General features: G+C 59.0%; 14 protein-coding genes and 1 pseudogene. 8 read left to right on the top strand and 7 right to left on the bottom strand.

All coding sequences use genetic code 11. The annotated features are described in order from the left end of the window. Window positions 1-54 precede the first annotated feature (54 nt). Window positions 55-270 (bottom strand): hypothetical protein, encoded by a 216-nt coding sequence (locus MUG96_RS22050; protein WP_127341297.1) that lies wholly within the window; start codon window positions 268-270, stop codon window positions 55-57. On the opposite strand from MUG96_RS22050, the gene MUG96_RS22045 reads away from it, so the two are divergent. The 5 genes and pseudogenes from MUG96_RS22045 to MUG96_RS22030 all read left to right on the top strand — a co-directional run bounded on the left by MUG96_RS22045 (window position 178) and on the right by MUG96_RS22030 (window position 2782). Continuing rightward, entirely contained in the window at window positions 178-1236 is a 1059-nt protein-coding gene (locus MUG96_RS22045) for a DUF6610 family protein (RefSeq protein ID WP_373222142.1), read from the top strand. The two genes, MUG96_RS22050 and MUG96_RS22045, sit on opposite strands and share 93 nt — an antisense overlap. A 99-nt stretch (window positions 1237-1335) precedes the next feature. Further along, window positions 1336-1569 carry a hypothetical protein gene (locus MUG96_RS22040; RefSeq protein WP_123124691.1) on the top strand — a complete coding sequence of 78 codons (234 nt, stop codon included), beginning with the start codon at window positions 1336-1338 and terminating at the stop codon, window positions 1567-1569. A gap of 11 nt (window positions 1570-1580) precedes the next feature. Beyond that, window positions 1581-2168 (top strand): DUF7995 family protein, encoded by a 588-nt coding sequence (locus tag MUG96_RS22035; RefSeq protein WP_123124692.1) that lies wholly within the window; start codon window positions 1581-1583, stop codon window positions 2166-2168. Window positions 2169-2195: 27 nt separating this feature from the next. After that, window positions 2196-2459: pseudogene (locus tag MUG96_RS24340) on the top strand (DUF6884 domain-containing protein); the annotation flags it as partial. Window positions 2460-2482: 23 nt separating this feature from the next. Then, a complete protein-coding gene (locus MUG96_RS22030; protein ID WP_123124693.1) occupies window positions 2483-2782 on the top strand; it encodes a hypothetical protein in 300 nt (99 codons plus the stop codon). 45 nt (window positions 2783-2827) lie between these two features. Here the strand turns inward: MUG96_RS22030 and MUG96_RS22025 are convergent, their stop codons facing one another. Beyond that, complete coding sequence (locus MUG96_RS22025) at window positions 2828-3304, bottom strand: DUF6788 family protein (protein WP_123124694.1); 477 nt, start codon at window positions 3302-3304, stop codon at window positions 2828-2830. 98 nt (window positions 3305-3402) lie between these two features. Here MUG96_RS22025 and MUG96_RS22020 point away from each other — a divergent pair, with 98 nt between their 5' ends. The 3 genes from MUG96_RS22020 to MUG96_RS22010 all read left to right on the top strand — a co-directional run bounded on the left by MUG96_RS22020 (window position 3403) and on the right by MUG96_RS22010 (window position 4918). Continuing rightward, window positions 3403-3747, top strand: a complete 345-nt coding sequence (locus MUG96_RS22020; RefSeq protein ID WP_123124695.1) for a hypothetical protein — start codon at window positions 3403-3405, stop codon at window positions 3745-3747. Continuing rightward, window positions 3744-4154 (top strand): DUF8129 domain-containing protein, encoded by a 411-nt coding sequence (locus MUG96_RS22015; protein ID WP_123124696.1) that lies wholly within the window; start codon window positions 3744-3746, stop codon window positions 4152-4154. The genes MUG96_RS22020 and MUG96_RS22015 overlap by 4 nt, the downstream gene beginning before the upstream one ends. 218 nt (window positions 4155-4372) lie before the next feature. Continuing rightward, a complete protein-coding gene (locus MUG96_RS22010) occupies window positions 4373-4918 on the top strand; it encodes a hypothetical protein (RefSeq protein WP_148040800.1) in 546 nt (181 codons plus the stop codon). 508 nt (window positions 4919-5426) lie between these two features. Here the strand turns inward: MUG96_RS22010 and MUG96_RS22005 are convergent. The 5 genes from MUG96_RS22005 to MUG96_RS21985 all read right to left on the bottom strand — a co-directional run bounded on the left by MUG96_RS22005 (window position 5427) and on the right by MUG96_RS21985 (window position 16794). Continuing rightward, entirely contained in the window at window positions 5427-5909 is a 483-nt protein-coding gene (locus MUG96_RS22005) for a hypothetical protein (protein WP_123124698.1), read from the bottom strand. After that, window positions 5906-6790, bottom strand: a complete 885-nt coding sequence (locus MUG96_RS22000) for a ParA family protein (protein WP_123124699.1) — start codon at window positions 6788-6790, stop codon at window positions 5906-5908. The genes MUG96_RS22005 and MUG96_RS22000 overlap by 4 nt, the downstream gene beginning before the upstream one ends. A gap of 384 nt (window positions 6791-7174) precedes the next feature. Continuing rightward, a complete protein-coding gene (locus MUG96_RS21995; protein WP_123124700.1) occupies window positions 7175-8416 on the bottom strand; it encodes a tyrosine-type recombinase/integrase in 1242 nt (413 codons plus the stop codon). Between the two features lie 461 nt (window positions 8417-8877). Then, window positions 8878-10560 (bottom strand): transposase, encoded by a 1683-nt coding sequence (locus MUG96_RS21990; protein WP_246989542.1) that lies wholly within the window; start codon window positions 10558-10560, stop codon window positions 8878-8880. 288 nt (window positions 10561-10848) lie between these two features. Further along, window positions 10849-16794, bottom strand: a complete 5946-nt coding sequence (locus MUG96_RS21985; protein ID WP_246989541.1) for a PKD domain-containing protein — start codon at window positions 16792-16794, stop codon at window positions 10849-10851. Window positions 16795-16846: the final 52 nt, after the last annotated feature.

Below are 16846 nucleotides of genomic sequence, written 5' to 3'. Positions count from 1 at the left end.
GCCGCCAGCTGACCATCCAGACATCCAATTCCTATGGTGAGTTCCAATACCAGTTCAGCCGAGAGCATCGGCCACGGCCAACTCGACCTCTCCACGTACCTCTCGCCGGCGACTCTTGACACACTCGAGGACAGACACCAGGCATCGGGAGGCGAGCATTCCGACCACCGGTCCGAGATCGAGGCCGACAGCAACACCGAACGAGAACGCGAAGAGGACGCGCTTCCTATCGAAGTCGCTCGTCGTGCCGAGTACATCGGGTTCCTTCATCGAGCCCCGTTTGCGACTGAGGCATACGCCCTCGGATTCGTTACCGGCGCTCGCGAGGACTGTCGGATTCAGGATAGCCATCTCCGCAACGTTGACGTCCCGATCCTCATGCTCGACAACGACTTCAATCGGCCCGACCTCGATCGGTATCTCACCCGCTTCCGTGAGGTTGAGCCCGAAATCGGTGTCGTTGGCGATGCCCGCACTCCTGAGGAAGCACACACGTTTGTCGACGCCGCCCGCGAACTCAAATCCGACTACCCAGACGCGACCATCATCATCGTCCCGAAGTGTCGCGAGGCCATCGATATCGTCGCCAACGCTGATATCCCCGGGGAATCGCTCGTCCTCGGATACGCGATGGGGCGTTCAAACATCAAAGCGTGGCACTTCTCGGATATCGGCAACTGGCGCGGTCACCGTGTGCATCTCCTTGGAGCCAGCCCGACGAAGCAATGGCGCGTCATCCAGGAGCTCACCCAACCGAATCTCACAGCGGACCCGCCTGCGGACATCATCGGTCTCGATTGGAACGGCCCGCAGGGTATCGCCTACAAAGGCGAATCCTGGTCACGCGACGGGTGGCAAGACGCTGACTTCCTCAGCATCCGTGGGACTGTCCGTCGAAGCCTCCGTGAGATGCGAGCATTCTGGGAGGAACGTGGAGTGTGGCCCGCCGAGGGGAAGACGCCAATCGAACGCCTCGAGCCCGCCGTCAAAGAACCGGATGACCCGATCTGGGTTGCCAACGGAGGGGATCTCAGCGATCCCGATCCGCTTGGGTCACCCGATGAGTGGGCAGAACTTGTCGACTACGCGGACGAAGACGGGCCCTTTCCCATCGAGCAGGCCATCGTCGTCACCTACGAAGGCGGGCGCACACTTGCATATCGAACTCAGACAGAGCGCGACTACGTCGAATATCATGAAGGACTCAAGGGCAAGATCGCGGATAAACGGACGTGAGGGCCGTCTCAGTCCTACGTTACAGTACGAATTGTTGGTATCCGAGTGTAGCGTAGGACTTGATTTGTCTGGCCCCCGCGCGGTGGAGGCCCAGTTAAAATGGAATCCACCACAGACGACAATATCGCCGGACAGCGCATCGCCGACGTTCGTGAAATGACCAGCGAAGAAATTGAACGCGAAGGCTGGCAAGCCCATGATTGGCAATCGACGGTCGTTCTCGAACTCGAGTCCGGGACGATCCTCTACCCGTCGGCTGATCCCGAAGGGAACGCTCCTGGCACAATATTCGGCACCGACGCCGACGATACTGCGTTCGCCCTCTACCCCTGACCAAATTCATCATGCACATGCTCATCAGAGTCGTCTGCGAAGCCTACGACGCCGAAGACGCGACCGGCATCGCCCACGCCCTCTTTGAGGGCGTTGACGCGCCGCTCTACCCGACGTTCGACTACGGCACACTCATGACCGATGGTGATCGCTGGAGCGAGTCACTCCCTGACATCTTCCGTGAAGAGGGCTCCGCTCGTGCCGACTCCGAGGTCGGGAACGATCTTCTCGAGGGCGCCTGGGTATCAACCACTCGCGAACTTGCTCGACGAATGGCTGTCATCCGCAAGGGATTCGAAGAGTACACCGACGAGGAACTCCTCGAAAGCCCCCGTATTGAAGCCGACGTCGAACCGTGGAACCCTCTCGCCCCCGCCCGAAGCGAAGAGGAGTTCATCGACTCCTACTCAATCGACGTCCGGTATGCGATGTACTCTGTCGGTGAATACGCCGGCCCGGTCTACTACCTCTACAACGAATACGGAACCGCAATTCGGAGCCAAGCCGAATTCGATCAACTTCTCGAGGAGGTCGCGACCGGGGATACGGGGAGCGACGAGACCTCGTTTTTCGTGACGCCCGTCGACGTCCACTATTAGTCCTCACCGCCGATACGATAGATATCAATGAGACAGACAAATATCGGGACACTCCAGACTGACGGTGGAGGCCACGAGGGTAGTACTCGAAGCGATCTCCACGTTCGCCGAACTGCCCTCGTCGGGTGTGGCGACGCGAAACACGACGGCTTGCTTCCTGCTCGCGAAAAATACCGTTCGACATACTTTGGCCTCAAGCGCGATTTCGCTGAGACACTCTGTGCTCGCTGGTGGATCCTTTCTGCGAAATTCGGACTGCTTGATCCCGACCGCGTCATCGACGATTACGACGTCTCGCCATCACCAACGACGATGTGGACATCGCTCAGTGGGTCGAGGACGTCCGCACGGCGCTCTCTAATGTGGAGTGGCCCGGGACGACCAAGGACGGTCGGGACATCGTCTGGGAACTTTACGCACTCGCTGGGAGTGGCTATCTTGAGGCCGCCGACCAGGACGGGAACGCGCTCCGTGTACAACTTCCCGACGTCACTCCTAAGCACGTGACGAGCCGGTTTCCATTCGACGACCTTGCGGGGATCGGCTACCAGAATGGGTGGCTCGCCGCGTGTCGTGATTCCGGGTGCGTCGTCGAGACTGCAAACCACGGGTGATTCTATAGGATTCTCGTCTTCCGTGGGTTCCGTACGGCGATGGTGCTACCCCCCATCAGCCTTCCCCGCATACTTCGAGGTCACCTTCCCTCGGCTATCTCGATAGACGATGTAAGTGTACGGTCCATGGGGGCAACCATCGCATCCTGGCCCACACGGGAGCTTCCGTATCTGGACGTGTCCATACCGGGTCAGTTCATCCTCTGAGAGTTCCTTCATCTCGTCCGTACTCATCTCTTCGAGCTCCTCTTTCGCTGCACGCTGCTCCTCATGAGAGAGGTTCTGCGGTGGTTTCTTGTCTGCGACTTCACCCTCTCCGGCCGTCTCACTCGGAGACACCGGCCGTTCCTTGTGCTCGATAAGTTCCTCGCAGTAGTCGATGACTCGCTCTAGATCGTACACTGTCTGTGCCTGCAGGGGCTCCCATACGCGCTTTGCCAGCCCTTCCGGGGGTGTAGGCATCTCTGCGCCCCTTTCTTCAGGGCTGGTGGGAGCGCCAGCGTCGGGGTCAGGTTCGGGCATGCGTTATCCTACGCTACCTTCGTATTAATAATGTAACGTAGGGCTGGCTCACCACTCCTCGTTTGTCGTCCCTCGCTTCGGTGGAGGGATTCATTCCGATGAACACTATCACGACCGCACAGCGCATCTCCACCAGCAGCGACATCGACGCCAGTATCGCCGCCACCCGACGTGTGCACCATCTCACTGCCGTCGCCCGAGACGCTATCGACGATCCCAGATCCCTCGATGGAGACACACTTGCGAAGGCCGTCGTCAAAGCACTCTACGACGCACACCCACTCATCCGATTCGAGGACGCCCTGGAACTCGCTGTAATCGTCGAGACACCTCCCGTCGATTCGTCGACGACCGAAGCGATCGAATACGTCGTTGCAGACATTTGTTCCCATCTCGATGCGTGGAACCGCTCCGAGCCACCTGCACTCCCTGGTCAAGCATGAGTCACGATGAATCGCTCCTCGAACAGCTCCCGCCCGAGAAACTGCTCGACACTCGAAATACGCGGGTCATCACGCCCGCAATTAGGATGATGGAAGAGGCCGCGACCGTTGAACGATACCTCGAGCACGAGCGGGCAAACCGTGACAGAGCGGGTATCATCCGCTATCTCACTGACCGAATCGACGGCATCTACGAGGAGAACGGCGAGATCCTGCCCGGAGAACAGAGTCAAGAACAGGAGCTGGAAGGCGGACATGAAGGGGACATCGTGCCCGTTGATGAAGCCGAGACGGTCTCAGCGATGTCGCCACCGGAAGAGTTGCTTGCGTATATCCATGACCTCGGGAGTGAGCCAGACAAGGAGATCGCCTCATCATTTGATCCACCCATGTGGGATGAGCTCTAATTCCCGTTTGCAAACTGTAAAACCGCTCGTTCGTCGCAGATGCCAGTAGTCCTACGCAATAGTCACAATGACACAATGAGGTTGTAACGTAGGATATACCCTCCGCCAATCAAACGCACAGTTTTACTTGGCCGATTTTATGTCTCCCCGAGAGTGTAGAGGGGCGACACCAGAGGAACCTGCCAGTCGTGTACAGCATCTCGACGTGTCGTCGTCCCATGGAGACCGATATCCCGATGGTAACAGCAGCATCCGATTCCAACCCAGTAGAAGAATCGACACCGTCTATTGAGAACGCCGCAATCCGACGTGAGGGCCGGGCACAGACTCAGGAGATGGACGTCTCGTTGCTCCGACAGGGTGGCATCTACGAGGTTCGATCGGCGTCCGGGGGTATCTACGAGGTCGACGTACTCCAACGAACCTGTACGTGCCCCGATGAGCCACCGGAAAGTGGCTGTAAACACTACAGGCGCGTTCGTACTGACATTCAAGCCGGCCTCGTCCCCAGACCTGATGGGAAGCTTCCCACTACTACTCAATCACCGTTGACCGACGAAGAAATTCACGCGGTTCGGTCAGCAGAGGCCACTATTCTCATACAGTACCTTCTCGATGCCCTCCTCGCTCGCGAACTCGAGCGCACACAGCTTGACCAAGAGATTCATGACATCGAGTTCCTTGTCGAGGTTCTCCTGGAGGTCGGCATTTCAGAGGGATACAATCTTGACGAGAGTAGTATACCATTGCCAGACCTCGGTTAAACCATGTTAAACGGTTCAAAACTACGACACTTACCGGAGACGTCTGCTGCGTAGTGGCCCGTACTCCTCCAAAAGCACCGGCCACAGGGGAACACCCTCCAAGAAGTGCCTGGGTGACGATGGCCACTCCCATTCTAACGGGAGCGAACCTGTCACTCATCCGCGCAGACGTTCCTGACCGGGTGTCGTAGTCCTGTCGGAGTTGAATATACTGACTCACATGGTATATCCTTTGGCCCAATCGACAGCCGATAGGCTGTTCCAGGGTAGAATCGACGAGATCGGTTGATGGTTGTGGGACTCACTTAGAATGCCTATCGCCACCTCTACAACCCGAGATCTTGATATCGATTCGCGAAGTCTCTAACTCACTGGCCGCATAGTTGTTTGCGCTATCTACGGTATTAATCATACTAACGTTACTACCACTGTTACCAATATGAGTGTTCACACCGATATACCGAACACATAAACAAGTGATATTATTGGCCAGGAGAGAACGCTGAGATTACTCCTCAGTGTCCATACCAAGTTCGTCACGGATGAGATTGGGATTGTCTAAGATGACCCGGAAGCAGGCCATGTAGAAGTCCCAGTTCTTGTTGAGTTCTGTGTCGTGAGACTTCTTCCATTCATACTCGACGTCATCCCAGAGACCCTCAACGGCGTCGACGACCTCGGTTGAGAGGAATACGTTATTATTTACATAGACATCAGCAAGCGCTCCCAGCTCCCTATCTGGGTTCGGGTATTCGTGGGTATCAGGTCCTCCAGTCGTGCGTGACTCTTGTTCAACTGCCTGCTGAGCAGCCGATGGATCATCAGAATCCACTTCGGCTATCTCCTCAGTGTCACCCGTGGTATTTTCGGGCAACGATTCAGCGCCCGAACTCGAGCTTGGGTCCGAACCGGAGACTCCGAGCTTCTGTGCCCGCTCTGAAACATCGCTCATCTGTGCCTCAAAGTCGTCTTCAGAGGGATCGTCACTCATGCTTCCACCTCTTGGTCGGCCGCCGCAGCGCGAATATCTTCGACGGTCATCGCCTTTGCCGCTTCAACATCCAATCCGAGCGTCGGTGGTGATGTCTGCTTAAGAATCAATTGAAGGAGTTCGTCGTATCGTTCGACTTCGTCGTTCCGGAGCGATTCTGGGTGAGCGTAGATTGACTGCTGGCTCTTTTTGGCCCTCGCGAACGCCGCTCGATGGTCAGTAATAACGCCCTTCTCGTCGAAAGTTTCATTGAACCACTCGACCATTCGCTTGTTCTCGTTGGTCATCTTCGTCGAGTTAACCGTCATCAGGAATGCGAGATACTGAATCTCGAGATCGTGCATCATTCCAAGGACCTCATATTGGTCGAACAACAGATCTGTCGAATGCGGCATCTCCGTCTCCGGCTCCATCGGCACGACGATCTTCTCGCCGGCCGTGACCGCGTTCTTCGCGTATGGTGAGAAATCCGGTGGGCAATCACAGACAACGTAGTGATAGTCGTCTTCAAGTCGTTCTAAGAGTCGCCCCAATCGGTTCTCGCCGGCATCAGCCGAGTCTAGGGGTGTTTTATTTCCATTATAACTCTGGTTGCTGGGGATAAGATCGAACTCTTCGTGGTCGGTGTGGATGAGGTCGTTCACATTATCCCAACTTTTCGGATCTAAAAGGATTTCATCTAGTGAGAGCGCGTTCAGGTCTTTGTAGAGGTCTCGCTTCCCAAGGTTTGCGGTGAGAGTGCCCTGTGGGTCAAGGTCGATGGCAAGCACGTTGAAGCCGCGAGCTGCAAGACCGCCCGCAATGTTCAACGAGGTGAATGTCTTGCCAGTGCCACCCTTCTGAAACGAGATGGCGAGTACTTCTGGGTAGGTGTCGGTCATAACTACCCTCAAATTGAATTCATACCGTTATAATTGTTCGTCAGACGATTACCGTTCAGAACGGTACTACCGTTAATAATGCTATTATTGATCTGCTTCTATTTCTCCAATTCGGCATTTTAACCTATGTAGGGCCTATTCTGATGCGACAATGATAACGGTAATACCGATTTTAACAGTATATGCGGTATTATCATTATCACTACTATTGTCAGTAGTACCGTTATTAGCGATATTACCGTTAAAAAGGCTATTGCTGTTAGTACTATTTGTTACACTATTTCCATTATTCACGGTAACTACATTTTGAACATTCAACATGTTAGCACTACTATGACAGACATTAAGATCGCTACCGACTGGGGCACAGTGGATCGATGAGTGCTACCCGTCGGAGTCCTGGTCGGGCACATCTTTCTGGCTAGGTCGCTGATTCTGAAACGCCGTCTCAGCCATCTGAGCGCGTTCACTCGCCTCGATATGTGAGTAGTGCTCGCGAACCACCTCCTCGGAGTTATCTAGGTGTCGTGCAGCCTCCGTATAACCGAATTCCCGAACCATGACTTCGCCGGCTCCCCGACGAGCGCCGTGCGGGGCAAGATAGCCGTGTTTGTCGTCATCCAACTCGATGTCTGCTTCCTCTGTGAGTCGCTGCAAAATCCGCCGTGCGCTGTGGGTCGTCAACGCCGGAGGGTCGACATCGTACTCGACACAGAGTTCGATCATCGAGACGTCCCCATCGTTCACCCGCTCGCGATGCAGACTCTCAGCCTCTTTGCGCGTATAGTCCCGCTCAACGAGTTCGTCTTTGAACGTCTTGACGAGGGTGGGATACGACAGCGTCGTGAACACGGGCCAGTCGTCACTCGATGGGTTCAGTACTGACCGGAGGCGTTCGAGTGACGGGATCGCAGACGGTGGGACAGCCCTATCGCTCCATTCGCCCTTTTTCCCGAGGACGGTGATTGTGTTGTCATTGAGGGAGACGTCCGACCACCGGAGACCGTCGCGACCGCGCCGGGCGTCGGCGACATCAGCCAGGACTTCCGCGCCGCGAACACCCGAGAAGCACAGGAGATAGACGAGCGCTCGGTCGCGACACGCTTTGATCGCCTCGTAGCGGTTCTCACCTACTTCGTCGATGGCTTCGTGTGCCTGTTCGTCGACGTACTCCAGGAGTGCCGTTCGCTGCTCGGGTGACCACGCCTGTTGGCGCTCGGTCTTCCGTCCGTCGTCTTCTGGAAGTGGCTCTTTCGCCCGTGATTTTAACGCCGGATTCTCGTCGAGATATCCCTCGCGTACTGCCCATCCGCAGAACGCCGAAATGTGGGCGTAATAGTTCTGCTTCGTGCTTTTAGTCCAATCCTGTGTCGCGATATGGCGAGCGTATTGGCGGATATCTCGGATGGTCAGCTCCTCGAATGTCGTGGGCGAACGCGGGCGCTCATCTTCGAGGAAAGTGAGAAAGCGGTCGAGTTCGCGTTTTGCATCTCGGCGGTACGTCCCACTCTTTCCTTCCGCTCCTTTGCCCTTGTCGGTGAGGTAATCCTCGACGACGTCCGCGACCTCGACCGGCCGATCATCCTGGCCGTCCGTGTGGCCCTGGCCGTTGCCAGAAGAACTCATCTCACTCACCGCCTCCGTGGAACCGTGTTTCGAGGTCTATCTGGGCGGGAATACCTGGGATGTCGGGTGGAGTCATGGGATTCGCTTTGGTAGACAGCGGCCACCTGCTTGAAAGTACGTACTCTTATCGCACTAAGAGTACGTACAGGCAATCGGCACTCTCAAAACGCTAATTGCGCGTTACAGAGAGTCTATCCCCGAATATCCACGTTTTAGCATTTCATAAACTTCCAATAAACCATATATTGCTATACTGATTCTCTGACCTGGGAAGATGAGACTACACCGGCTATAGAGGGGCTGTAATGCAGATATTCAGACGGGTCAACGAGTCTGAACTGCTTCGAATAACCGCTCACGCACCACTTCTTGTTGGTCTCTATACTAGTTCTGCGAGTTTCTGTATCTGCTACCAAAGTTGTCACTCAGAACCGCGGCGTTCGGTCGGGTTACGAAGTCAGCTATCCGATTCCAGTTTCTTTCTTCAGCAGTGTCAGCGTGTTATCTGCCGTCACCATTGGCGACTTCTCATACCCACCAGTCAACTCGACCTGGACAAGCAGATCGACCGCTCGCCAGATCGAGTACAACAGACACGCGAACGCGAAGTAGAAGAACCGTAGCCCGAAATCCTTGGAGGTCGTGGCGGCCATGAAGCGCTTGATCGACTTGTAGCCACTCTCGATTTCCCAGCGAGCGTTGTACTGGGAGATCACCCCCGCAGGATAGCCGTTCGTCATGAATACGGCGTATTGCCGGTGATCAGTGTGGTCTGAGTCGTCTTTGCGCTGGTAGATCAGCGTGGTTTCGTGCCACTCGTTGCTCCCGAGGTGGAGTTTCCGATCAGTGACGTAGTGTTCCCTATCCCACCGACAGAGTCGCTTTGCCTGGGCTCTCTCGCTGGTCTGCATCCGCTTCGGGACGACATATGTCAACCCACGATTGTCGACAGCTTCGAGGACGTGCTGGCTGTCGAACTCACGGTCCATCAGCACTTCGTCGACGTGGACGAGATCCTCGGCTGACTCCAGCAGGTCCTCGACGATTTCTTTTCGCGTCTCGCCTTTCTGCACCGGTCGTGCATCGAGGACAATCGGGACAGCGTTACCAACGAACTGGATCGTCGCCCACTGGTAGGCGTACTCGTCAGAACTCTCTTTGGTCCCGATGATCTCGTCTTCGTGACCCGTTCGATCACCGGTGAACGGGTCGGCCTCTGTAATATCAATGGCAACGATACCTGCTCGGAAGAACTCCCCCGTCTCTGCGACCTCGTCCAACAGACGCCTCACTGCCTGCCGGTACATCTCTCGAACCTGTTTGACAGAGAGATTGCGAATATGGTCCCGATGGGCATGTCCTAGTGGTGTTCGGTCACGTGTTGATTCGTGAATAAAACTGCGAGCGCCCTCGTTCGCAGCGAGGTTCTCGCGTAAGCCGAGGTGTGTCTGGAGGTCCCAGTACGCATTTTCGTGAATCTCACACCCATCTCCACGATCCAGTGAGAACGCTGGGAAGACAACGCGGGTGACGTGATTAGTGATTCGCTCTGCGTGCTTTAGGATCGTTTTGTCATCAGGGGCGCTCTCGTTCTCAGACTCAGTAGTCTGATGTCGGAGCTTCCGTTCTGGGTCACGCGGAACCGCAACACCTGCGTTCTGTGCCTTGATCAGAATCGTCCGTGCAGCCGTCTCGACAGTCTCACGAAGATCCGCAGTGAAACGTTTGCGCCAACTGCGCCACAGTGTCGACTGATCTGGGACCGTCTCCATGCCCAACTGCTCGCAGAGATGAAGGTGCTGATCCAGGAACTCAACGAGCGCTGTTTCGTGATCCCACCCGTGGCATTCTCTCAGCACGAATAGCCGAAAGAGCACATCCATCTGATGGCTGGTCGAGTCTGCGTAGCGATCATGCGCATCGAATCTGACATAGGCTAGCGGGAGCGAACAGACGAACTGGGTCACCGAGTCGTGGGCATCGTGTGAGAACCACATTTCCGAGACAGTCCGGACATCTGATTCCAATCCGGCGAGTGAGCGACGGTCGTACACCGGTGTCGAATCGTACACTGGCCAGTCGATATGGGGGCGCTGTGCAACTCGTCGATAGACAGCGCGTCGAGAGTCACGAGTTGGTGGCACTACGAGACACTGGACTCACCACGCTCAAGAATCCGTTTCTGGTGATACAGACTGGAGATGTGACGTTATTGCTACACAATTGCCCCTCGGGGTCCAGTGACATTGACCGGACCGAAGACAGCCCACACCGCTCCAGATTAGTGACGATGTCGGCCTCCCCGTCTGTGCCCGTCGTGACTGTCACGGGTCGTCTGTGGCGAGCGTCCGGCGTGTCGCCGCGTCGATCCTACCTCCTCGGCCGGTCGCCAGAAGCCCTGGTCCGAGCAGGTCTTCCTGGGTAGGCCCGAGTTACGACCGCCGCCGACGCAAGACGACCATCATCAAGAACGCACCGAACGCCGCAGGGACGCCGAAGCCGGGGCCACTCGCGTCGGTCGTCTCCGTGGCTTCGGTGTCACCTGCTGTCTGGCTTGGTTTGTCTGTGGCCGCGGTGGTCTGTTGTGTGGTCTCCTGGTCTGCTGGTGTCGACTCAGTCAGCGTCTCGTCCGACTGGACCGAGACCGTCCCGGCAGACACAGTGCCGACTGTCAGCGTGTACTCCCTGGAGTCGGCTGGCGTGAACGAGAGTGACACGGTCCGCGTCGAGTTCGAGGCGAGGTCGACATCGCTGGTAGCGACGACTGTTCCGTTGGCTCGCAACTCGGCAGTGTAGGTCCCAGCCGCCCCGCCGAGATTGCGGACCGTCGCGTCGACAGTGACCGGCTCGGAAACGTCGCGGGTTTCCGACTGGCTGCTGGCACGCACGACCTCGAACGCTGGCTGCGTCGAGGCGATGGTGAACAGCGACAGCCCGGGCGATGTTCCCTCGAAGACGTAGTGGGTGGCGTTCGCACCGACTTCGTCGGTCGGGAGGCGAGTCCACCCGTCGGATTCGTCGCGATAGAGCGCCACACCACTCGGGTCGACACCAGTCTCGTTCAGCGCGGCTTTCCGGATTCGGAAGCGGAACGTGACGCTGTCGATGTCGGTGTCGGGGTTGGTGTGGGTCACTTCGACGTAGCCAATCGGCGACGAGCCGGTCTCGACCAGGAACGTCCGTGGGTCCGTGCGGTTACGGACGCTGTCGGTCGCTCCCTGATTGTCGGGAGCCGTCGTGTCGGTCCCTGTGTCGTCGGTCTCGCTCCCGCGCTCGCTGGTGTCGGTGTTGGCTTCCCACTCGCGCACCGAGATATCGAACTCCCGGGATCCGCTCTCGCTCGGGGTGATCGACAGGCTGTCGACGGAGACTGCGTTCTCACCCTCACCCTCGCCTTCACTGTCGTCGCTGCCGTCACTCTCGTCCTGGCCCTCGGCCCCGCTGGCGTCGGTCTCGGACTCGTTCGTCTGGTTTGGCTCGTCTGTCTCGTTGCCACTGGAATCGGCAGGTGTGTCGGAACTGTCGGCGTCAGTCCCGCTGAGGTCGAGCTTGATCGGACCGTCGTCGTCGGAAGCACTGACGGTGAAAGTGACGCTGCCATCCTCCGAGCGAGTGCCGCTGACGACGGTCCCAGTCCCGCCGCTGGAATCGTCGGCAGTGGGCTGGTCGCCACCAGTCTCGGTGGGGCCACTGCTCTCATTACCACTGCCACCGCTTCCGGAACTGCCACTGCTTCCGGCACTGCCACCGCCGTCACTTCCGCTACTTCCGCCGCTCTCGCTGCTGTCGTCACTCTGTTCGTCCTCACTCGCCCGCTCGACGGTTACACTGATGGTGTCGGTGTCAGTTGTCGACCCATCCGAGACAGTAAGTTCGACCAGTACTGTTGCCGCGTCCTCGAAGGTGTGCGTGACCGTCTCGCCGGTCGCGCTCTCGCCGTCACCGAAGTCCCACTCGTAGCTGGTGATTCCGCTGTCGCTCGTCGAGTCGCTGCCGTCGAAGGTAACTTTCTCACCGGCCGTGACGGTGCGGCTGCTGCCGGCGTCGGCGGTCAGTGAGGAGCTTCCGCCGCCAGTCGATTCGACGGTGACTTCGACAGTGGCCGTGTCGGTATTGCCTGCGGCGTCTGTGACGGTCAGTTCGACGGTGTAGGTACCTGGACTGTCGAAGGTGTGACTCGTCGTCGCACCGCTGGCCGTGTCACCGTCGTCGAAGTCCCAGTCGTAGCTGACGATGCCGACGTTGTCTGTCGACCCAGTCCCATCGAAACTCACTGACTGCCCTTCGTCGATGGTCCTGTCCGACCCGACGCTCGCGGTCGGCGCTGTCGAGTCGGTCGTCGTGAAACTCAGGGTGGTGTCGTCACCGATGCCGCCGAAGTCGTTTGTCGACGAGGCCGTGTCGGTGAGTGCCCCGGCGTCGATTTGGACGGCGTACGTGGTGGCTCCAGCCAGTGCAGTCGAGGGATCGATCCGGAGCGTCGACCCAGAGATGGAGACCGTCCCGTCGCCGCTGCCAGTGTCGCTGCTCACGTCGAAGGTCTCCCAGTCACTGAAGCCGCCGTCGTCCTCGTGAAGCGTGATGGTGCCCGACCCGAAGGCGATGTCCTCGCTGAACGTGATCGTGATATCGTCGCTCCTGGCGACCCCAGTGGCGTCGTCGGCCGGCGTACTCGACGCGATGGTGGGCGCGAGGTCGTCGGTCACACTGACAGTGACTGCCTTCTCGTATGTTCCCCCGTTGCCGTCGTTGGCTTCGAGGCGAACGTCGTAGTCCCCTTCGGCGAGCGCTGACGCGTCGTTCGCACGCAGGTCACCGCCGTCGATATTGAACTCGATGTTGTCACCGTCACCGCTCCCGCTGACCAGCGAGAACGTGTGACTGCTGTCGTCGACATCCGTGGCAGAGAGGCTCCCGACCACCGCGTCGGTGCCGCTGGACTGGGCGACGCTGGTGCTGGTGAGGCTGATGGCCGTCGGCGCGTCGTTGACTGGCGTGAGCGAGACGGTGCCAGACTTCGAGACACTCGCCGTGTCGCTGCCACCGTTAGATGTCCCACCGTCGTCAACGATCTCGGTGATCGTGATGGTCCGGTCGTTGCTGGTCGAGGGATCGTCCCCGGTGTGCCGGTAAGCGAGGGTGTCGAGGACCGTATTCGCCGTCGATTCGCTGAACCCACCACTGACGGTGACGGTCGCCGTCCCACTGGAGGCGCTGACCGACGCCGAAAGTCCGTTATTCGCGGTGTTGACACTGTTCCCGTCGGTGAGAGCGACGGAACTCCCATCGAGGGTTAGCGTCTCCGCCGAGCCGTCGGCCACGTTGTTGACGGTGAGTGTGAGGCGCTCGACCTGCTGGCCGCTCTCGACGACATCCGTACTGGCCGAGGAGAACGGTTCGGCTGCACTCCCGCCCTCAGTGAACGTCGGGTTGCTGGTCGAGACCGACAGCGTCGGCGCGTCGTTGACAGCCGAGAGCGAGACAGTACTGGTGATATCGAGGTTCGTGGTATCTTCACCGCCGTTTGCCGTGCCGCCGCTGTCGGTGACCTGCGTGAGTTTGACCACGCGGTCGGACCCCGTACTTGGGTCGTCGCCCGTATGCTCGTACTGGAGACCATTGATCAGGGTCTCGTACTCCCCGGGCGTCGCCGACTTCGAGACGGTGACCGTCGCGGTTCCACCGCTGAGTGTGACACTGTACCCGAAGCTATTTGCCGCCGTCGTCCCGCTGTTTCCGTCGGTCAGCGTCACCGCTTCGCCGTCGATGGTGAGTGTCTCTTGGGCTGGTTCTGCCACGTTGCTCACGGTCATCTCGACGTCAGTGAGTTGCTGCCCGCTCTCGACGGTGGACGCCGACGCCGACATGTAGAGGGTGACCGCACTCCCGTCTTCGGTGTAGGACGGGTTCGTCCCAGTCGCCGCCAGCGTCGGTGCGTCGTTGACGGGGTCGACGGTGATCGAGAACGTCTTTCCGGTCACGGAGCCACCGTTGCCGTCCGACAGGTCGAAGTCGAAATCGTCACTCGTGGTCTCGGAACCGTCGTGGTTGTAGAGCAGGTTTCCGTTGTCGATGTTGGCCTGGGTGAACGAGTCAGAAGCGGCGATGGGAGACTCGCCGTCCAGCGTTCCGTCGTCAGTCCCGCCGCCACTCCCGTCAATGAACAGATCACCCGCCGAGAGAGAAGCGGTCACCGTGTAGGTGATCGAGTCCCCATCTTGGTCGCTGGCGTCTAACTCCGAGTTCGGAATCTGGTTCGCGTTGGACCCTTCGTCGACGGTCACACCGCTGTTGGTATCCAGTGTCGGTGGGTCGTTCACGTCGGTGATACTAACGGTAACGGACTGGATGGCGGTGTTGCCCGCGTCGTCGGTGGCCGTCACGTCCAGTTCGTAGTCGCCGTCGCCGTTGTCGTCGGCCGGGTTCTCGAAGTCCTGTGCGCTGTCGAGCGAAAGCTGACCCGAACTGCTGTCGATGCTGAACGGTCCGGCGTCGCTGCCGGCGGCGCTGGACAGGGCGTACGTCGAAACTTCCGAGCCCGGTGGGCCGTCGTCACCGGCATCCACGTCGAGGAAATCGCTCGCTGTGCTTTCCTCGTCGACCGACGCGCTGTTGCTGGAGCCAGCACTGAACCCCGGATTGGTGTTGTCGACGGTGAACGATTCGCCGCTGGTGAAGGAGCCGTCACCACTCCCGCCACTGGTTCCCTCACCGCTCAGCGGGACACTGTTGCCGTTGGTGATGCCGTCGTCGTCGTCCAGATCGAGCCGGATGTCACCGTCGCCCGAAATCGAATCGACCGTGACAGTGATCGAGTTACCGGCCGTGGTCGGTCCGAAGCTCTGGACGGTGCCACTCGCGCTGTCCGTGGTGTGAAGCGTGAAATCACCGTCATCGACACCGCTGACGCTCTCCGAGAACGTCACGTCGAAGTCGACGCTGTCGGCGTTGGTGGGGTTCGATTCGCCGCTCGCCCGCTCGATAGACGTGACCTCGGGCGCGTCCTGAACGGTGACGGTCGGCGTGACAGAGACGCTCGTGTCGTCGGCCCACGCGAACTCGGGGCTGTAACTCCCATGGTCCGGTTCGTCGAAGGTGAACTCGACCTCGCCGTTGGTGTCGGTGACTTTCGTATCGCTCGCGGCGAAGCCAGCGAGGCCATCGTCGTCGAGGACTTCGACGGTGACGCCTTCGCCGGCGTCGGTGCCGCTCTCCTTTGCGGTCACGGTGATGGTGCCCGATTCGTCCTCGCCGACGGTCGGGCTGGTGGCCTCAATGCTGTCGACGGTGAGCGCCGTCGCCCCTTCCCAGGCGAGTCGCGGATAGCCACTGGTGACGATCCAGACCGTCTCGAAGTCAAGGTCCCCCATGTTCGACTGCGGTGCGAACCGTTGCATCTGCGTGGTGGTGAGTCCAGTGGCGTCGAACGATCCAGTGCTGGCACCATCCTGACCGTTGCTGTTCACGTCCGCGTCCCAGTATGAGTTGGAGACGGACCCAGCGTTGTTCCCGACGAGTCCACCGAGGGTGCTGGACCCCGAGACGCTGCCGGTCGCAAAGGACGACTTCACGTTGTCGCCGTTGTCGTTCTTGCCGACGAGTCCACCGACGTCGAACGATCCACTGACGCTGCCTGTCGCGTAGGACTGTTCGATCAGATTTCTGTTCTCGCCGACGAGTCCGCCAGCCTGATTTCCCGAGCCGGAGACGCTCGCCGTCGACCCGGACCGTCTGACGACGCCGCCGGAGAGGCCGACGACGCCGCCGGTGTACCTGTCGCCGCTGACCGACCCAGTCACCCGTGTCTCGATGATGTCCCCGCCTGCGTTCCTGCCGGCGACGCCACCGGTCTGGTCGCCCCCCGTGATGTCGGCACTCGCAAAGGTAACGTCAGTGACCAGGGCACCGGATTCTATGTACCCGAACGCGCCGACGTAGTTCGTCCCACTACGCGAGATAGTGAGCCCGGACACCTCGTAGCCTGCTCCGTCGAAGGTCCCCGTGAACTTCGTCCCAGAGTCACCGATGGGGTCGAAGCCCTCCGTCGTCGAGTCGTCGTCGGGGTCCCAGTTGCTCGTCCCGCTAGCATCGATGTCGGCGACGAGTTTGTAGTCCTTGCTCAGCGCGTCCGAGCGACTAGTCGCGTCGTCGTGGTTTTCGTTGATACACTGGAGTTCGTCGATGGTGCTGACCTCCAAGTTTCCTGAGCCGTCGGTGCTGTAGCTCACCGTGGAACAGTCCGGGGCGGTGTTGCCCGCCGCCGCGGTCCCGACGAACCCGGTACTTGTCGCCAGCAGCGCCAGTCCGACCAGCCCGACGAGATACACCGCCAGCAGTCTGCCCGCCCTATGGGTCACGCCGACCACCGCCAGAACCACGGCCGCCTCGCTCCCCGACGCTGACGTGCCCGACCGCTCACGCGACTCGCTG

This window comes from Halorientalis marina (genome assembly GCF_023028345.1).
Taxonomy (GTDB): domain Archaea; phylum Halobacteriota; class Halobacteria; order Halobacteriales; family Haloarculaceae; genus Halorientalis; species Halorientalis marina.
This window is presented reverse-complemented; position numbering and strand designations above follow the sequence as displayed.